Genomic DNA, 15,348 nt, shown 5'->3' with positions numbered 1-15,348 from the left:
CGATGTCGCCGACGCCACCGAACAGGGCATCCACCGCATCAACCACAACCCACAACTGCCATGGTCCTTCCTCACCCACACCGGCCTGACCATCCACCCACCACACCCACCCAACTAACGAAAAAATCAGTAGGGGGGCGGAGCCCCCAACAGAGGGCAACACCCACGGGGGTGGGCAGCCCCCGTGAAAAGGACAGACCATGGGGGCCCGCCCAAGACCAGAAGCGACAAGACAGGCGGAGCCACACGGCGTATGCAACCCCCAGGGGCGAAGCCCCTGGCAGGTGCAAGGCATCAAGAGAGAGAGCTGTCCGATCGCACAAACGTGACTTACGCTGCGAAGTATGCTGCTCGACACCTACGGCCGCACCGCCACCGACCTCCGCGTCTCGCTGACCGACCGCTGCAACCTGCGCTGCACGTACTGCATGCCGGAGGAGGGCCTGCAGTGGCTCGCCAAGCCCGAGCTGCTCACGGACGACGAGATCGTCCGTCTGGTCCGCATCGCCACCGCGGAGCTGGGCGTCACCCAGGTCCGCTTCACGGGCGGCGAGCCCCTGCTGCGCCCCGGACTGACGGGCATCGTGGCGCGCTGCGCCGAGCTGGAGCAGCGCCCCCGGATGTCGCTGACGACCAACGGGATCGGCCTGGAGCGCACCGCGGCGGCGCTGCGCGAGGCGGGTCTCGACCGGGTCAACGTCTCGCTGGACACGCTCGACCCCGACACCTTCCAGCGGATGACCCGGCGCAAGCGCCACGCCGACGTGCTGCGCGGTCTGGCCGCCGCCCGTGCGGCGGGTCTGACGCCGGTCAAGGTCAACGCGGTGCTGATGCCGGGGCTGAACGACGAGGAGGCCCCCGACCTGCTGGCCTGGGCGCTGGAGGAGGGCTACGAGCTGCGCTTCATCGAGCAGATGCCGCTGGACCCCCAGCACGGCTGGCAGCGCGAGGGCATGATCACGGCGGGGGACATCCTGGCCTCGCTGCGGGCCCGCTTCACCCTCACCCCGGAGGGCGAGGACGCGCGCGGATCGGCCCCGGCGGAGCGCTGGCTGGTGGACGGCGGCCCGCAGCGGGTCGGTGTCATCGCCTCGGTCACCCGCCCCTTCTGCCGCGCCTGCGACCGTACGCGGCTGACCGCCGACGGCCAGGTGCGTACGTGCCTGTTCGCGACCGAGGAGTCGGACCTGCGGGGCGCGCTGCGCGGGGGAGCGAGCGACGCCGAGGTGGCAGGGCTGTGGCGGAAGGCGATGTGGGGCAAGAAGGCGGGAGCGGGGATCGACGACCCCTCGTTCGTGCAGCCGCAGCGCCCGATGTCGGCCATCGGGGGGTAGGCGTCCGGCACGCCCCTTGCCTCAGGGGGCCGGACGCGTCGGCCATCGGGGTAGGAGTCCGGCAAGCCCCTGCCTCGGGGGGCCGGGAGCGTCGGCCCTCGGAAGTAGGAGGAGGCCGGCACGCCCCTGCCTCAGGGGGCCGGGAGGCTAGGACCGCTGTTCGCCGTCGGCCGGCTGCCACTCGCTCAGCGGCACGGTGTCCTTGAGGAAGCCGCGCACGCCGAGGAACTCCGACAGATACTCGCGGTGTTCCTCGCAGGCCAGCCAGGTCTTCCGCCGTTCGGGCGTGTGCAGCTTGGGGTTGTTCCAGGCGAGCACCCACACGGCAGCCGCGCGGCAGCCTTTCGCGGAGCAGATCGGGGTGTCGGGCCCGTCGGCGGAGGGGGAGGCGGAAGGGATCACGCGTCCATCTTCCACCACTGCCCGGACATTAAGCGACGCCGGGCAGCCACGGGGGGAGCCGCCCGGCGTCGGTCCATCGCTCCGACGGGGGATGCGGAGCGCACATGAAGTATGGCATGCGGGAAGGGTCGCAGTGCACCGGAACCGCAAGATTGATCTGAGGTTTTGCTGAGCTTTGCGGTCGACGCGGCCTCAACTGCGTCCGTTCGCGCTCTCGTTCGGGGTGTGCCCGGCGTCGCCCGGAGAGGTCTCTCCCTCCGCTTTGGTCACGTTGGAGCCCTCCAGCACACGGTGCTGGGGCTCGGGCACGAACGTGGACGGCGACGAAGGCGCGTTCTCCCGGCCGGCGTTGGCGATCACCACTGCCACGTAGGGGAGCACGCCGCCGAGGACCAGCGCCACGATGGCCAGCGGCCGTTCCACGTCCCACAGCAGCACCGCGAGGAGCACGGCGACCGTGCGGAGGAGCATCGAGATCACATAGCGGCGCTGTCTTCCGCGCACGTCCTCCTGGAGGCCCGTCCGGGCCCCGGTGATCCGGAACACCTCCGCCTGGTGCTGCTTCCGCATCAGTCCCACCACCTGCTCACCTCCCGTTCTCCACGGCCGTGCCGGGAGATCCGGATATGTCCACGGTACGCCCAGGGTGCGTCAGGAACGAGACCGGGGCGTGGGGCCCGGACGACCGGTCGGCCTACGGCCGACGAGGTAGGACGGGCCCCACGCCGTGCGTAGGCACACACAGAGCGACCAGGCCGTAGCCCCGCTCCGGGCGGGCACGGGCGGAGGCAGGCCCCCGCCCGCCGGGGTCAGAGCCCCCGGACCTCGGCGACCTTGCGGCCCGCCTTGAGGTACACCGCCCGGGAGGCGGTGTCCGGGTCTTCCCCGTGCGCGGACACCGCCTCCCGGGCGACGTCCGCGAGCGGCCGGAGCGCTTCCGCCTCGGGCAGCACGACGGCCCGCTGCTCCTGGCCGTCCTTCTCGACGATGAGCCGCAGCCCGTTCTGCTTGGCGATCCGGCGGGCCGCCGACGCGCTCGGGGTGAAGCCGAGGACCTTGGTGAGCACCGCGGCGACGCCCTCCTCGCCGTGTTCGGCGACCTCGACGACCGGCAGCGTCCCGGCGTCGGAGAAGGACTTCTTGGAGAACTGCGCGACGAAGTGGGCGCGGGCCGCCATGGCCGCCGCGATGCCGTGCAGCGCCGAGACGACCTCGCCCGCCAGGATCTTCTTCAGGTCCATCGGGTGCAGGGTGCCGGCCTCGATGCGCGCCGTGGCCTGCTCGATCTCCGGGTCCGTCCACTCGGTCCAGGCCCGCAGGTAGGGCACCATCAGCCGGTCGGGGATCGACATGATCTTGCCGAACACCTCGTCGGGGGTGCTGCCCAGACCCACGTAGTTGCCCTTGGACTTGGACATCTTGGCGCCGGACCCGTCGGTGCCCTCGACCAGCGGCATGGTGACCACCAGCTGCGGCTGCTGCCGGTGCGCCTCCATGATCCGGCGGCCCATCTGGAGGTTCAGCAGCTGGTCGACGCCGCCGAGCTCCACGTCGCAGGCCAGCTCGACGGAGTCGAGGGCCTGGGCGACCGGGTAGAGCAGCTCCGACATCGTCAGGCCCGAGCCCTCCGAGAGCCGGTTGCGGAAGTCCTCGCGCTGGAGCAGCGAGGAGACCGGCACCTGCGCCAGGAGCCCGAGCAGCTGAGGCAGCGTGTAGGGGGCGAGCCACTGGCTGTTGTGGGCGAAGCGCACCTTCTCGAAGTCGAAGAAGGGGCGGACCTGTTCCTGGTAGCCGGACAGGTTCCGCTCGATGTCCTCGTCGGTCAGCGGCGGGCGCTCGGCCGTGCGCCCCGAGGGGTCGCCGATCTTGGCGGTGAAGTCGCCGATGATCAGTGTGACGTCGTGGCCCATGCGCTGGAAGCGGCTCAGCACGATGACCGGCACCGCGTGGCCCAGGTGCACGTCGGCGGCCGTCGGGTCGATGCCCAGCTTGACGTGCAGGCCCCTGCCCTGTGCGGCGCGCTCCTCGATCCGCTCGGCGAGCTTGTCGACCGAGGGCAGCAGCTCCACGGAGCGCGCCCCGATCAGCTCCGCCTGCTCCTTGCCCGTCAGGTCGCTCAGGTCCAGATAGCGCCGGGTCCCGGTCTCCGCGAGCAGCTGCTCGACGTGGGTGTCGGAGGTGAGGTCCTGGGCCAGCAGCTCACTGGCGCGCTGTACGGAGTCGCCGAGGCGTGTCACGTCACTGTCCTGGTGGTGGGTACTGAAAACGGTCAGGCGAAGTCTATGCGCCGCCGCCGGTGCGCATGTCCTCGGCCGCCGCCCGGGGCGCGGGTTTCTGTAGGGACTCCACAGGTCGCTGTCGGCGCCCCTGTCCGTGCCCGCGTGCTCGCCGAGCAGCGCCGCCGGATAGGTTCTGTTTGCGACAGACCGTGTTGGACAGTGACAGCAGCAGGAAGGGTGGTCACACAGTGAGCCGCTCAGTGCTCGTGACCGGAGGGAACCGCGGCATCGGCCTCGCCATCGCGCGCGCCTTCGCCGAGGGGGGCGACAACGTCGCCGTCACCTACCGCTCCGGAGAGCCGCCCGAGGGCTTCCTCGGCGTCAAGTGCGACATCACCGAGCCGGAGCAGGTGGAGCAGGCGTACAAGGAGATCGAGGAGAAGCAGGGGCCGGTCGAGGTCCTGGTCGCCAACGCGGGCGTCACCCGCGACCAGCTGCTGCTGCGGATGTCGGAGGAGGACTTCACCTCCGTCCTCGACACCAACCTCACCGGCGCCTTCCGGGTGGTCAAGCGCGCCTCCCGGGGCATGCTGCGCGCCCGCAAGGGCCGTATCGTGCTGATCTCCTCGGTCGTCGGCCTGATGGGGCAGGCCGGGCAGGTCAACTACGCCGCCTCCAAGGCCGGTCTGGTGGGTTTCGCCCGCTCGCTCTCCCGTGAGCTGGGCTCCCGCAACATCACCTGCAACGTCGTCGCTCCCGGGTTCGTGGACACCGACATGACCCGCGCGCTGAGCGACGAGCAGCGGGCCGACTTCGTCAAGCAGGTACCGCTGGGCCGTTACGCCGAACCGGCCGAGGTCGCCTCCTCGGTGCGCTTCCTGGCGTCCGACGAGGCCGCGTACATCACCGGAGCCGTCATTCCCGTCGACGGCGGATTGGGCATGGGTCACTGAAACAATGAGCGGAATCCTGGCGGGCAAGCGCATCCTTGTCACCGGCGTCATCACCGACGGGTCGATCGCCTTCCACGCGGCGAAGGTCGCCCAGGAGCAGGGGGCCGAGGTCCTTCTGACCGGTTTCGGCCGGCTCTCCCTGGTGGAGCGGATCGCCAAGCGGCTGCCCGAGGCCGTGCCCGTGATCGAACTGGACGTCGGCAACCAGGAGCACCTGGACGGGCTCGCCGACAAGATCCGCGAGCACTGGGGCGCGGACGCGCGGGTGGACGGCATCGTCCACTCGATCGCCTTCGGCCCGCAGGGCGCCTTCGACTTCCTCGGCGCGGCCTGGGAGGACGTCAGCACGGCCGTGCACATCTCGGCGTACTCGCTCAAGTCGCTCACGATGGCGTGCCTGCCGCTGATGCACGAGGGCAGCTCGGTCGTCGGCCTCACATTCGACGCGCAGATCGCCTGGCCGAAGTACGACTGGATGGGCGTGGCCAAGGCGGCCCTGGAGTCCACCAACCGCTACCTCGCGCGCGACCTCGGCCCCAAGGGCATCCGCTGCAACCTCGTCTCGGCCGGGCCCATCAAGTCCATGGCCGCCAAGTCCATCCCGGGCTTCGAGGAGCTGGCCGACGTGTGGAACCACCGCGCGCCCATCGGCTGGGAGCTGTCGGACCCGGAGCCGGCCGGACGCGGCGTCGCCGCCCTGCTGTCGGACTTCTTCCCGCGGACCACCGGCGAGATCGTGCACGTCGACGGAGGGGTGCACATGATGGGGGCCTGACCCCCGCTCCCGGACCGCGGGGCGCTACAGCACCCCGCGGCTCCACTCCGCCGTGTGGGAGGCCGCCTCTTCGGAGGCGGCCTCCGCGTCTTGTGCGCGGATGGCCTCCAGCAGCCGCGCGTGGTCCATGTAGCCCTCGGGGCGCAGCGTCTCTCCCACGTCGTGCCGCAGGAAGGCGCGCAGCACTTCGGCGAGGTCCGCGTACAGCGCGCTGAAGACCTCGTTGTGCGACGCCGCGACGACGCCCATGTGCAGACTCTGGTCCGCGTCGATGAAGCGTTCGACCTCCCCCGACTCCCACGCCGTCTCCCGGCGGGCCAGCAGCCCGTCGAGCTGTGCGAGGTCGGCGTCCGTCCGCCGCCGTGCCGCCAGCCTGGCGCCCGCCGTCTCCAGCGCGGAGCGCAGCTCGGCCACGTGCCGCAGGTCGGTCCCCGCGAAACGCCGGTGCATCACGCCTGCCAGCTCGCTGGTGGCCAGAACGTAGGTGCCGGAGCCCTGCCTGATGTCGAGCAGCCCGTTGTGGGCGAGTGCCCGCACCGCCTCGCGCACCGTGTTGCGGGCCACGCCCAGCTGCTCGACCAGCTCGGGCTCGGTCGGGATGCGGCTGCCCACCGGCCACTGGCCCGCGGCGATCTGCTGCCGCAGCGTGGCGATCACCTGGTCGGCCAGCGGCGCTCGCTGGGGCGCGGACAGCGGGGGAGCCGAGCCGCGCGACGGAGAGGGGGGAAGGGATTGGCCGCGATTCATCCCATGATTCTATGATGGACCTCATGGCCATGGCAGACGACGACCGCAGGAATTCCCCACACGAGCCCGACCACGGACCCGGCACCACCGGCGTACGCGAGCGTCCCGACCCCGCACACCCCGCCGGCACCCCGGCGCCGCCACCCGAACCCGGCGGCTCCGCTCCCGTGGCATCCCGCTGGATGCTCCGCCTCGTCGCCGTCGGGCTCGTCATCGCGGCACTCAACCTGCGTCCCGCCATCTCCGGGCTCGGGCCCCTCCTGGAGGAGATCCGCGACGCGCTGCACATGAACGGCGCCGTCGCGGGGCTGCTGACCTCCGTGCCGCCGCTCTGCTTCGCGCTCTTCGGCGGCCTCGCGCCCCGGCTGGCCCGCCGCCGCGGTCCGGCCGCCGTCGTGCTGGCCGGCATGGTCGCGGTCACCCTCGGGCTCGCCCTGCGCCCCTTCGCGGGCGGCACCGCCACCTTCCTCGCCGCCACCGCGCTCGCCCTGGCGGGAATCGCGGTGAGCAACGTGCTGATGCCGGTCGTCGTCAAGCACTGGTTCCCCGACCGCGTCGGCTCCATGACGGGGCTCTACTCGATGGCGCTGTCCATGGGCACGTCCGCGGCAGCCGCCGTCACCGTGCCGCTGACGGACGCCCTCGGCGGCAGCTGGCGTGCCGGACTGGGGGCCTGGGCGGTGCTCGGCGTCCTCGCCGTCATCCCGTGGCTCCTGATCACCCGGGACCGTTCGGCCCGGGGCCCCGAGCCGCAGGCCGAGGAGGAGGCCGTCCCCGAGGAGGCGGCCGAGGGCGAGGCCCGTCGCGAGGCCGAGGAGCGCACGCGCCGCGGCGCGGAGCGTGCGCCGACGACCGAGGCGCCCGCTGCGGGACGCCGGCCCGAGGACGGTTCCCGCGCCGGCACGGGCGTCCCCGCCCCGAAGGCGCCCGCTCTGCGCATCGTCAAGTCGCCCACCGCCTGGTGGCTCGGCGTCTTCTTCGGGCTCCAGGCCTCCGCCGCCTACATCACGATGGGCTGGCTGCCGCAGATCTTCCGCGACGCCGGGGTCTCCGCCTCCGCGGCCGGTGTCATGCTCGCGGTGACGATGGGCATGGGCATCCCTCTCTCCTTCGTTCTGCCGAAGGTGGCCGCCCGGATGCGGCACCAGGGCCCGCTGGTGCTGGCCCTCGGCGTCTGCGGTCTGATCGCGTACGCGGGCCTGTGGCTGGCCCCCGCCTCGGGGGCGTGGCTGTGGGCGGTGGTCCTGGGCGTCTCCAACTGCGCGTTCCCGCTGGCGCTCACCATGATCGGCATGCGGTCGCGGTCCAGCGCCGGAGTGGTCAAGCTCTCGGCCTTCGCGCAGAGCACCGGCTACCTGCTCTCCATACCAGGACCGCTGCTGGTCGGCTCCCTGCACGATCTGAGCGGCGACTGGCGGATGCCCCTGGTGCTGATGGCGGCACTGATGGTCGCGCAGATGGCCAGCGGACTGCTGGCGGGCAGGGACCGCGTCATCGAGGACGGACGCTGAGTGGGACACTGGCACACATGCCAGTCCTCGAACCGCATCCCCCCAAACCGCAGAAGAAGCTGCTGATGATCTTCGGCGCGATGATCGCCGTGACGGTCGTCATCGGGGTGATCGCCAGCATCGCCTCCCCCTGACCCGGCTCCGGCTCAGGTTCCGGCTCCACCGTGCCCCACGTGCGGCCTTCCGCCGCGGGGGTGTACCCAGCCCCCGGTCCCCTAGGGGGCTGTCCTCAGGGGTAACTGGGTGGGTCACCGGATGGGGTGGCCCCCCGAAGCTCCGTACCGTCGCAGCACGGCGACGACACGAAGCAGAGGAACCCGGAGGCGAGCCCCATGACGGCCCCCGCGCACGGCATGACAGACGGAAGCCGGACGCGCCCAGCAGCGCGTGCCGTACAGACGAGGCTGCCGTGGTGGGGGGTCGTGCTTCCGGCACTCGGCTTCGCGCTGCTGCTCGTCCTCCTGCTCGGCGCCGGCCGGGCGGACGCCGCCGAGCAGACCGTCGGCAGCCCGCTGGTCTCCTTCCTCGTCCACCTGTGGAGCAGCCTGCCGGGCTGAGACGCCAGCCTGCCGGGCTGACGTGGCACGGCCCGCACGGCCCGCCCCGAGGTGGACAGCGGCGCGGCATCACCGTCCGTCACCCACCCCGGGACGAACCGTCCAACACCCCGCGCCCGGCACCGCGTTTCGTGCGAAGCTGGGAAACATGAGCGTCGATGTGCCCCGCAAGATCGTCCTTCTCCGGCACGCCAAGGCGGACTGGCCGCAGGTGGCGGACCACGAGCGGCCCCTCGCCGAGCGCGGTCGCCTGGACGCCCCCGCAGCGGGCGAGTGGCTCGCCGGGCAGGGCATCACCCCGCAACTGACCCTCTGCTCCACGGCGACCCGCACCCGCGAGACGTGGAAACTGGTCGTCGCCCACCTTCCGCAGCGCCCCAAAACGGTCTACGAGGAGCGGCTGTACGACGCGCCGCCCGGAGCGATCATCGAAGTCGCGAACGAAGTCGCCGACGACGTACGGGACTTGCTGATCGTCGGCCACAACCCCGGCATGCAGTCCGTCGCCGACGTACTCGCCGGAAGCGCCGACCACGACGCCCAGGAGCGGATGGCACGCGGTTTTCCGACCGCGGCCGTCGCCGTCCTGCGGTTCACCGGCTCCTGGAAGTCCCTCGAGGCGGGCCGCGCGGAGCTCACCCACTTCTGGTCCCCGCACGAGTGAGCCGCGGCCGAGCTCTGGGTTCTGAGCCCCGATCCCTGAGCCCCGAGCCCTGAGCCCTGAGTTCTGAGCCGCCGCGGCACTCCGCCGAGTGCCGCGGCGCTCTCGTCCGCTCCCGCGCCCCGGCTCCGCCGGCCCCGCACGCCGTCGAAGGCCGTGGCCGGTGGCGGAGCCGGGCCGCCTACAGGCCGAGCTCGGCGGCGAACGAGCCACTCTCCAGTACCTGTTTGACCGCGGCGAGGAAGCGGGCCGCGTCGGCTCCGTCGACCAGGCGGTGGTCGTAGGAGAGAGCGAGGTGGGCCAGGCGGCGCACCGCCAGCACGTCCCCGCCCTGCGGATCGGCGACGGCCACGGGGCGCGCCACCGGCGTGCCCAGGCTGAGTGCGGCGGCCTGGTCGGGAGGGACGATGGCGGTCTCGAAGAGCACACCACGGTCCCCGAGCTCGCCGACCGTGAAGGTGGCCCCCGTCGTGGCGTCCTGCCCGAGCCGGTCCGCCCGGGCGTCGGCGGTCAGCTGCGAGGCCCTGCGCGCGATCCCCGCGAGTCCGAGCCCGCCGGCGTCCCGGAGGACAGGGCTGACGAGACCCCGCTCGGTGTCCACCGGGAAGGCGATGTCCTCGGTGTCGAAGTAGGTGACCGTGCCCTCGCCCTCGTCGATCCTGGCGTGCACGGCCGGGTGCGCCTTCAACACGCGTGCCGCGGCCAGCACCAGGAACGGCAGCATGGTCAGGGGGACGCCCTCGCGGGCAGCGAAGGCGTCCGCCGCCCGCGCACGCAGCCGTGCCACCTCGGTGACGTCGACCTCCACGACGGTCGTCAGCTGCGCCTGATCGTGCAGCGCACGCATCGCGGCGGCGCCCGCGGCCCGGCGAGACGGGTCCATCGCCACCGTCGTGCCGCGCGGCGAGGCGCCCGACGCGGGCCGGCCCTCCGCGACGGAGACGTGAGGGGCGGGTGGTGCGGATGGGGCCGCGGCGCTGCTGACCGGCACGGAGCGCTGCCGGGCGGCCTCAGCCGCCGCGGTGACGTCCTGCGCCCGAACGCGTCCCCCGACGCCGGTGCCCGCGACCGAGGCCGGGTCCACACCGTGCTCGCGGGCGAGCTTGCGCACCATGGGAGTGGCGTAGAAGCCCTCGCTCGCCGGCCGAGCAGCGGAGCCCGCGCCCACCGGGTCCACCGCGCCCGCCGGGCCCTGCGAGCCCGTCTGGGAGACGGCACCCCGGCCCGCCGGCCCGGCGCCTGGCTCCGCGCCCGGACCCGCCTCCCGTGCCGCCGGGCCAACGCCCGTGTTCGGGCTCACGTTCGAGCCCCCGTTCGGGCTCGCGGCCGGGCTCCCGTTCGGGCTCGCGGCCGGGTTCGCGTTCGCGGGCGCCGCGGTGGGGGCCGCGGTCGCGGCGGGGGCCGGATACGGCTCCTGCGCCGAGCCGGGCCCCTCCGCCGGCCCAGGCTGCGAGCCCGGCCCCTGCGCCGGATCCGGCTGCGAGTCGGGCCGGGAGCCGGGCCGGGAGTCGGGCTGCGTCCCCTGCTGAGGGCTCTGCTGAGGGGCCTCGTCGGGGGTGCCGATGAGGGCCAGCTTGGCGCCGACCTCCGCCGTCTCGTCCTCGTCGACGGTGATCTCCAGCAGGGTGCCGGAGGCCGGGGCGGGGATCTCGGTGTCGACCTTGTCGGTGGACACCTCCAGCAGCGGCTCGTCGGCCTCGACCTCGTCACCGACCTGTTTGAGCCAGCGGGTGACGATGCCCTCGGTGACGGACTCGCCCAGTTCCGGCAGCACCACCTCGTGTGCTTCCCGTGCCATCCCTCAGCCCTCCAGCCCGTAGAGGCGCACCGCGTTGTGCGGCGTCTCCGGCTTGACCTCGCCCCGTCCCGCGAGCATGCGCAGGACGGCGACGGTGATCGACTCCGCGTCGACGCCGAAGTACCGGCGTGCGTTGTCCCTGTTGTCGGAGAGGCCGAAGCCGTCCGTGCCCAGGGAGAGCCAGTCCTGGGCGACCCAGGGCCGGATCTGGTCGGGTACGGCGCGCATCCAGTCGCTGACGGCCACCACGGGGCCCCGTGCGCCGGACAGGGCCCCGCTGACGTAGGGGAGACGGCCCTCCCGTTCGCTCTCCATCGCCTCCCTGCGCAGCAGGGTCCAGGAGGGCGCCGACCACACGTCGGCGGCGACGCCCCACTCGTCGGCGAGCAGCCGCTGCGCGCCGAGGGCCCAGTGGATGGCGGTGCCGGAGGCGAGCAGTTGGAGGCGCGGGGCGTCCTTGGGGGCGCCGTCCGCCTCGCGGAAGCGGTAGAGGCCCTTGATGATGCCGTCTTCGACGCCCTCTCCCTCGGGCATCGGCGGCTGGACCTTCGTCTCGTTGTAGACGGTCAGGTAGTAGAAGAGATTCTCCTGCCCGGCGGGGTCGTCGCCGAACATGCGGCGCAGCCCGTCCCGCACGATGACCGCGACCTCGTAGGCGAAGGCGGGGTCGTACGGCCGGCAGGCGGGGTTGGCCGACGCGAGGAGCTGGGAGTGGCCGTCGGCGTGCTGGAGGCCTTCGCCGGTCATCGTCGTACGGCCGGCCGTGGCGCCGATGACGAAGCCGCGGCCGAGCTGGTCGGCGAGCGCCCAGAACTGGTCGGCGGTCCGCTGGAACCCGAACATGGCGTAGAAGATGTAGAACGGGATCATCGGCTCGCTGTGCGTCGCGTAGGCCGTGGCCGCCGCGGTGAAGGAGGCGACGGAACCGGCCTCGGTGATTCCCTCGTTGAGGATCTGACCGTCCTTGGCCTCCTTGTAGTACAGGAGCTGGTCGCGGTCGACCGGGTCGTAGTTCTGGCCGGCCGGCGAGTAGATGCCTGCGGAGGGGAACAGCGACTCCATGCCGAAGGTGCGGGCCTCGTCGGGCACCACCGGCACCCAGCGCTTGCCGGTCTCCTTGTCCCGCATCAGCTCCTTGACCAGGCGCACGAACGCCATGGTGGTGGCGATCTCCTGGGTCCCCGAGCCCTTCTTCAGCGCGTCGAACGCCTTGGCGCCGGGCTGCGGAAGCGGCTTGGGCACGACGCGGCGTGCGGGCGCGGGACCGCCGAGGGCCGCGCGGCGCTCTTGCAGGTAGCGGACCTCGGGCGAGTCGGGTCCCGGGTGCGCGTAGGGGACGAGGTCGTCGCCGAGCCGGCTGTCGGGGATGGGCAGTTCGAGAAGGTCGCGCATGGCGCGGAACTGCTTGCCCGTCAGCTTCTTCATCTGGTGGTTGGCGTTGCGGGACTCGAAGCCGGGGCCCAGCGTCCAGCCCTTGACCGTCTGGACGAGGATCACGGTCGGCGCGCCCCGGTGGGCGAGCGCGGCGCGGTAGGCGGCGTGCACCTTGCGGGGCTCGTGTCCCGCGCGTGAGGTGCCGACGATGCGGGCGAGCTCGTCGTCGCTGTACGAGGCGGCCATGGCGCTCAGCGCGGGGTCGGCACCGAAGAAGTGTTCGCGGATGTAGGCGCCGTCGCGGGCGGCGTACGTCTGGAACTGGCCGTCCGGCACGTCGCCGAGCCGCCGCACCAGGGCACCGTCGGTGTCCGCAGCCAGCAGCGGGTCCCACGCGGAGCCCCACAGGGACTTGATGACGTTCCATCCGGCGGCGCGGAACTGGGCCTCCAGCTCTTGGACGATCTTGAAGTTGCCGCGGACGGGGCCGTCGAGGCGCTGGAGGTTGCAGTTGATGACGAAGGTGAGGTTGTCCAGCTGCTCGCGCCCGGCCAGGGCGAGGGCTGCGGTCGACTCGGGTTCGTCCATCTCGCCGTCGCCGAGGAAGGCCCACACGTGCGAGGCGGAGGTGTCCTTGATGCCCCGGTTGGTGAGGTAGTTGTTGAAGCGTGCCTGGTAGATCGCGGAGATCGGGCCCAGGCCCATGGAGACGGTGGGGAACTCCCACAGCCACGGCAGGCGGCGCGGGTGCGGGTAGGACGGCAGCCCGTCACCGCCCGCCTCGTTCCTGAACCGGTCGAGCTGGCCTTCGGTGAGGCGCCCTTCGAGGAAGGCGCGGGCGTAGATGCCGGGGGAGGCGTGGCCCTGGACGTAGAGCTGGTCGCCCGAGCCGCCTCCCTCAGCTACCGCCGGGGGTGCCCCCAGCCCCTCCTTGCCCTTGAAGTAGTGCTGGAAGCCGACCTCGTAGAGCCAGGCCGCCGAGGCGTAGGTGGCCATGTGGCCGCCCAGTCCGCCGCGTTCGTTGCCGCGCGTGACCATCGCGGCGGCGTTCCACCGGTTCCACGCCGTGATGCGGGCCTCCAGCTCCGGGTCTCCGGGCGGCTCCGGCTCCTCGGCCGTGGGGATGGTGTTGACGTGGGGGGTCTCCAACAGGTGCGGCATGCCGACGCCCGCGTTCCGGGCGTGTTCGAGGAGACGGCGCAGGAGGTGGCCGGTCCGGTCGGGGCCGACTGCCTGGAGCGCTCCGTCGAGGGAGGCCCGCCATTCGGCGAGTTCCTCCGGGTCCTTTTCGGGCAGCTGGTCGAGCTGGGACACGTGGATCGAACCCTTCGTTTCGTTCGTGGCGGGGCCGTGGTGGGCCCGGTACCTGGCAGCGGGGCCGCCGTGGAGTTCGCGGGGCGGCGGGTGGCGCGGTCGCGGGACACGGTGGGTGCTGGTGGGGCGCGGGCGCGGGTGCGGGCAGCCGCCGGGGGAGCGGTGCGACGTCCGGGAAGCGTCGCGCGAGGCGTACGGCGGGCGGCGCGGATGTCGCTTACTGGAAGTTGTTATCCGCTATCCAGAATCAGGGGCGCTCACCTCGTCCGTCAACGGTTACCCGCAAGTAGATGAGTAATGATCGATCATTTTTGCCCGGCGGAAGCGGCGCGCAGCAGGATGCCCTCGTACGCCCCCGGATCGTCCTCCGTGACCTCGGGGAAACCCGTGCCGTACGGACCGTGCCAGCGCGCCGCGACGCCGGGGTTGGCCCAGTCCGAGCCGTCCGCCAGGAACAGGTGCGGGCTGCACTCGACGCGGTGTTCCACCGCGCAGGCGTGGTCCTCGGCGATCAGCTTCCTGGCCCGCCCGTCGTCCAGGCCGCGGGCGACGGCGTCGGCGTCCACGCCCGGCGTCTCCGCCGCCACCGCGAGCACCACGGAGCGGGCGCCGATCGAGCGGCTCTGCGCCCAGAACGCCCTGCGCAGCGCGCGGTCGAGCGCCTCCGAGGCCGCCAGGCCCTGCTCCTTGGCAACCTGCACCGCCTCCAGGGCCGGCAGCGAGGAGGAGGGGAACTTCCAGTCGGGTGCGCGCCACATCTGCCAGCCCGCTCCGGGCTCGACGCGGGCGACGCCGCCGACCTCCGAGTCGGTGCCCGGGCGCGGGCTCGGTCCGTCGTTGAACAGCTCCAGCGGGAAGGCCCGGTGGTCGAAACCGACCCGTTCGGTCAGGCCCAGGCGCTCCCTGGTCTCGTGCAGCCGGTGCACGCCCACATGGGCGAACGAGCACCAGATGTCGCTGAAGACGGTGATGACCCCGGGCCGGGTCGTGGTGCGGGGGTCCGCGGTGCGTGTCATGTCACTCCAGTCATGAGCCGTGCGTTTCCGTCACGAACCGGGCGTAGTCCGTGACGTGCAGTTCCATCAGGCGCCCGAGGTAGGGGTCGCGCCGGCGCAGCGCCTCGACGATGGCCTCGTGGTCCTCGGCGTTCTCGTGCAGTCCCGTGCGCAGCCGGCGCAGCGACAGGCGCGTCCACGCCTCGACGCCGAGCCACTCCCAGTGCCGGATCAGCACGGGCACACCGCAGGCGTGGACGATCGCGCGGTGGAAGGCGACGGCGTGCTCGATCTGGTCGTCGGTATCGCCGTCGCGTGCCGCCCTCGCCATGGCCCGCATGGGCTCCTCGAGGCTGCTCACGTCCCCGGCCAGGCGCTGGGCGGCCAGCTCGGCCGCCCGCCGCTCCAGCGCCGCGCGTACCTGGTAGACGTCCCGCAGCTGTTCCAGGGACAGCTCCCGTACGCGGGCGCCGCGGTTGGGGGCGCACTCGACCAGCTCCATGGTCTCCAGCACGCGCAGCGCCTCGCGTACCGGCGCCTGGCTCACCCCCAGCTCCTCCGCCACGCCGCGCTCGGTGATCCGGTCGCCGGGCCCCCACCGCCCGGTGACCAGCCCGTCCAGGACGAATCGGCGGATCTGCTGGTGCAGGGGGGCGCGGGTCAGGCGGGGTGCCGGGTCCGGTCGTCCGGGCCGTGCGGTGGTCGGCA

General features: G+C 72.4%; 15 protein-coding genes. 7 read left to right on the top strand and 8 right to left on the bottom strand.

The features are described from left to right. The first annotated feature begins 344 nt into the window (after positions 1-344). Positions 345-1,334: a GTP 3',8-cyclase MoaA gene (moaA, locus tag AB8Z75_RS19805; RefSeq protein WP_369203808.1), complete on the top strand. Its 990-nt coding sequence runs from the start codon at positions 345-347 to the stop codon at positions 1,332-1,334. Positions 1,335-1,481: 147 nt separating this feature from the next. Here moaA and AB8Z75_RS19800 read toward each other — a convergent pair whose 3' ends face one another. The 3 genes from AB8Z75_RS19800 to tyrS form a co-directional block, all read right to left on the bottom strand. Further along, positions 1,482-1,736, bottom strand: a complete 255-nt coding sequence (locus tag AB8Z75_RS19800; protein ID WP_369203806.1) for a hypothetical protein — start codon at positions 1,734-1,736, stop codon at positions 1,482-1,484. A gap of 192 nt (positions 1,737-1,928) precedes the next feature. After that, a complete protein-coding gene (locus AB8Z75_RS19795; RefSeq protein WP_369203804.1) occupies positions 1,929-2,306 on the bottom strand; it encodes a DUF3099 domain-containing protein in 378 nt (125 codons plus the stop codon). 239 nt (positions 2,307-2,545) lie between these two features. Continuing rightward, positions 2,546-3,973, bottom strand: a complete 1,428-nt coding sequence (tyrS, locus tag AB8Z75_RS19790) for a tyrosine--tRNA ligase (RefSeq protein WP_369203802.1) — start codon at positions 3,971-3,973, stop codon at positions 2,546-2,548. Between the two features lie 230 nt (positions 3,974-4,203). Here tyrS and fabG point away from each other — a divergent pair, with 230 nt between their 5' ends. Together fabG and fabI are read left to right on the top strand one after the other, a co-directional pair. Continuing rightward, a complete protein-coding gene (gene fabG / locus AB8Z75_RS19785; protein ID WP_114016956.1) occupies positions 4,204-4,908 on the top strand; it encodes a 3-oxoacyl-[acyl-carrier-protein] reductase in 705 nt (234 codons plus the stop codon). Positions 4,909-4,912: 4 nt separating this feature from the next. Beyond that, a complete protein-coding gene (fabI, locus tag AB8Z75_RS19780; protein ID WP_369203800.1) occupies positions 4,913-5,683 on the top strand; it encodes an enoyl-ACP reductase FabI in 771 nt (256 codons plus the stop codon). Positions 5,684-5,707: 24 nt separating this feature from the next. Here the strand turns inward: fabI and AB8Z75_RS19775 are convergent, their stop codons facing one another. After that, positions 5,708-6,430, bottom strand: coding sequence for a FadR/GntR family transcriptional regulator (locus AB8Z75_RS19775; protein ID WP_369203798.1), 723 nt, complete (start codon positions 6,428-6,430; stop codon positions 5,708-5,710). A 182-nt stretch (positions 6,431-6,612) separates the two neighbouring features. On the opposite strand from AB8Z75_RS19775, the gene AB8Z75_RS19770 reads away from it, so the two are divergent. From AB8Z75_RS19770 to AB8Z75_RS19755, 4 genes are all read left to right on the top strand, one after another. Then, positions 6,613-7,941, top strand: coding sequence for a CynX/NimT family MFS transporter (locus tag AB8Z75_RS19770; protein WP_369203812.1), 1,329 nt, complete (start codon positions 6,613-6,615; stop codon positions 7,939-7,941). Between the two features lie 17 nt (positions 7,942-7,958). Then, positions 7,959-8,075, top strand: a complete 117-nt coding sequence (locus AB8Z75_RS19765; RefSeq protein WP_274709432.1) for an SGM_5486 family transporter-associated protein — start codon at positions 7,959-7,961, stop codon at positions 8,073-8,075. Between the two features lie 288 nt (positions 8,076-8,363). Continuing rightward, a complete protein-coding gene (locus tag AB8Z75_RS19760) occupies positions 8,364-8,498 on the top strand; it encodes a hypothetical protein (protein WP_369203796.1) in 135 nt (44 codons plus the stop codon). 148 nt (positions 8,499-8,646) lie between these two features. Beyond that, on the top strand, positions 8,647-9,162 hold the full coding sequence (locus tag AB8Z75_RS19755) for a histidine phosphatase family protein (RefSeq protein WP_369203794.1): 516 nt from the start codon (positions 8,647-8,649) through the stop codon (positions 9,160-9,162). A gap of 178 nt (positions 9,163-9,340) precedes the next feature. Here AB8Z75_RS19755 and AB8Z75_RS19750 read toward each other — a convergent pair whose 3' ends face one another. From AB8Z75_RS19750 to AB8Z75_RS19735, 4 genes are all read right to left on the bottom strand, one after another. Further along, a complete protein-coding gene (locus tag AB8Z75_RS19750; protein ID WP_369203792.1) occupies positions 9,341-10,957 on the bottom strand; it encodes a 2-oxo acid dehydrogenase subunit E2 in 1,617 nt (538 codons plus the stop codon). Positions 10,958-10,960: 3 nt separating this feature from the next. Further along, positions 10,961-13,645, bottom strand: a complete 2,685-nt coding sequence (gene aceE, locus AB8Z75_RS19745) for a pyruvate dehydrogenase (acetyl-transferring), homodimeric type (protein WP_369203790.1) — start codon at positions 13,643-13,645, stop codon at positions 10,961-10,963. 305 nt (positions 13,646-13,950) lie between these two features. Then, entirely contained in the window at positions 13,951-14,661 is a 711-nt protein-coding gene (locus tag AB8Z75_RS19740; RefSeq protein ID WP_369203788.1) for a DsbA family protein, read from the bottom strand. Between the two features lie 10 nt (positions 14,662-14,671). Further along, entirely contained in the window at positions 14,672-15,304 is a 633-nt protein-coding gene (locus AB8Z75_RS19735) for a GntR family transcriptional regulator (RefSeq protein ID WP_369203810.1), read from the bottom strand. Positions 15,305-15,348: the final 44 nt, after the last annotated feature.

The organism is Streptomyces sp. PU-14G (assembly GCF_041028275.1).
Lineage (GTDB): Bacteria > Actinomycetota > Actinomycetes > Streptomycetales > Streptomycetaceae > Streptomyces.
This window is presented reverse-complemented; position numbering and strand designations above follow the sequence as displayed.

Coding starts and splice junctions, on each gene's coding strand:
- moaA (WP_369203808.1), top strand. CDS start 345: ATGCTGCTCGACACCTACGGCCGCACCGCCACCGACCTCCGCGTCTCG.
- AB8Z75_RS19795 (WP_369203804.1), bottom strand. CDS start 2,306: ATGCGGAAGCAGCACCAGGCGGAGGTGTTCCGGATCACCGGGGCCCGG.
- fabI (WP_369203800.1), top strand. CDS start 4,913: ATGAGCGGAATCCTGGCGGGCAAGCGCATCCTTGTCACCGGCGTCATC.
- AB8Z75_RS19775 (WP_369203798.1), bottom strand. CDS start 6,430: ATGAATCGCGGCCAATCCCTTCCCCCCTCTCCGTCGCGCGGCTCGGCT.
- AB8Z75_RS19770 (WP_369203812.1), top strand. CDS start 6,613: ATGCTCCGCCTCGTCGCCGTCGGGCTCGTCATCGCGGCACTCAACCTG.
- AB8Z75_RS19765 (WP_274709432.1), top strand. CDS start 7,959: ATGCCAGTCCTCGAACCGCATCCCCCCAAACCGCAGAAGAAGCTGCTG.
- AB8Z75_RS19755 (WP_369203794.1), top strand. CDS start 8,647: ATGAGCGTCGATGTGCCCCGCAAGATCGTCCTTCTCCGGCACGCCAAG.
- AB8Z75_RS19750 (WP_369203792.1), bottom strand. CDS start 10,957: ATGGCACGGGAAGCACACGAGGTGGTGCTGCCGGAACTGGGCGAGTCC.
- AB8Z75_RS19740 (WP_369203788.1), bottom strand. CDS start 14,661: ATGACACGCACCGCGGACCCCCGCACCACGACCCGGCCCGGGGTCATC.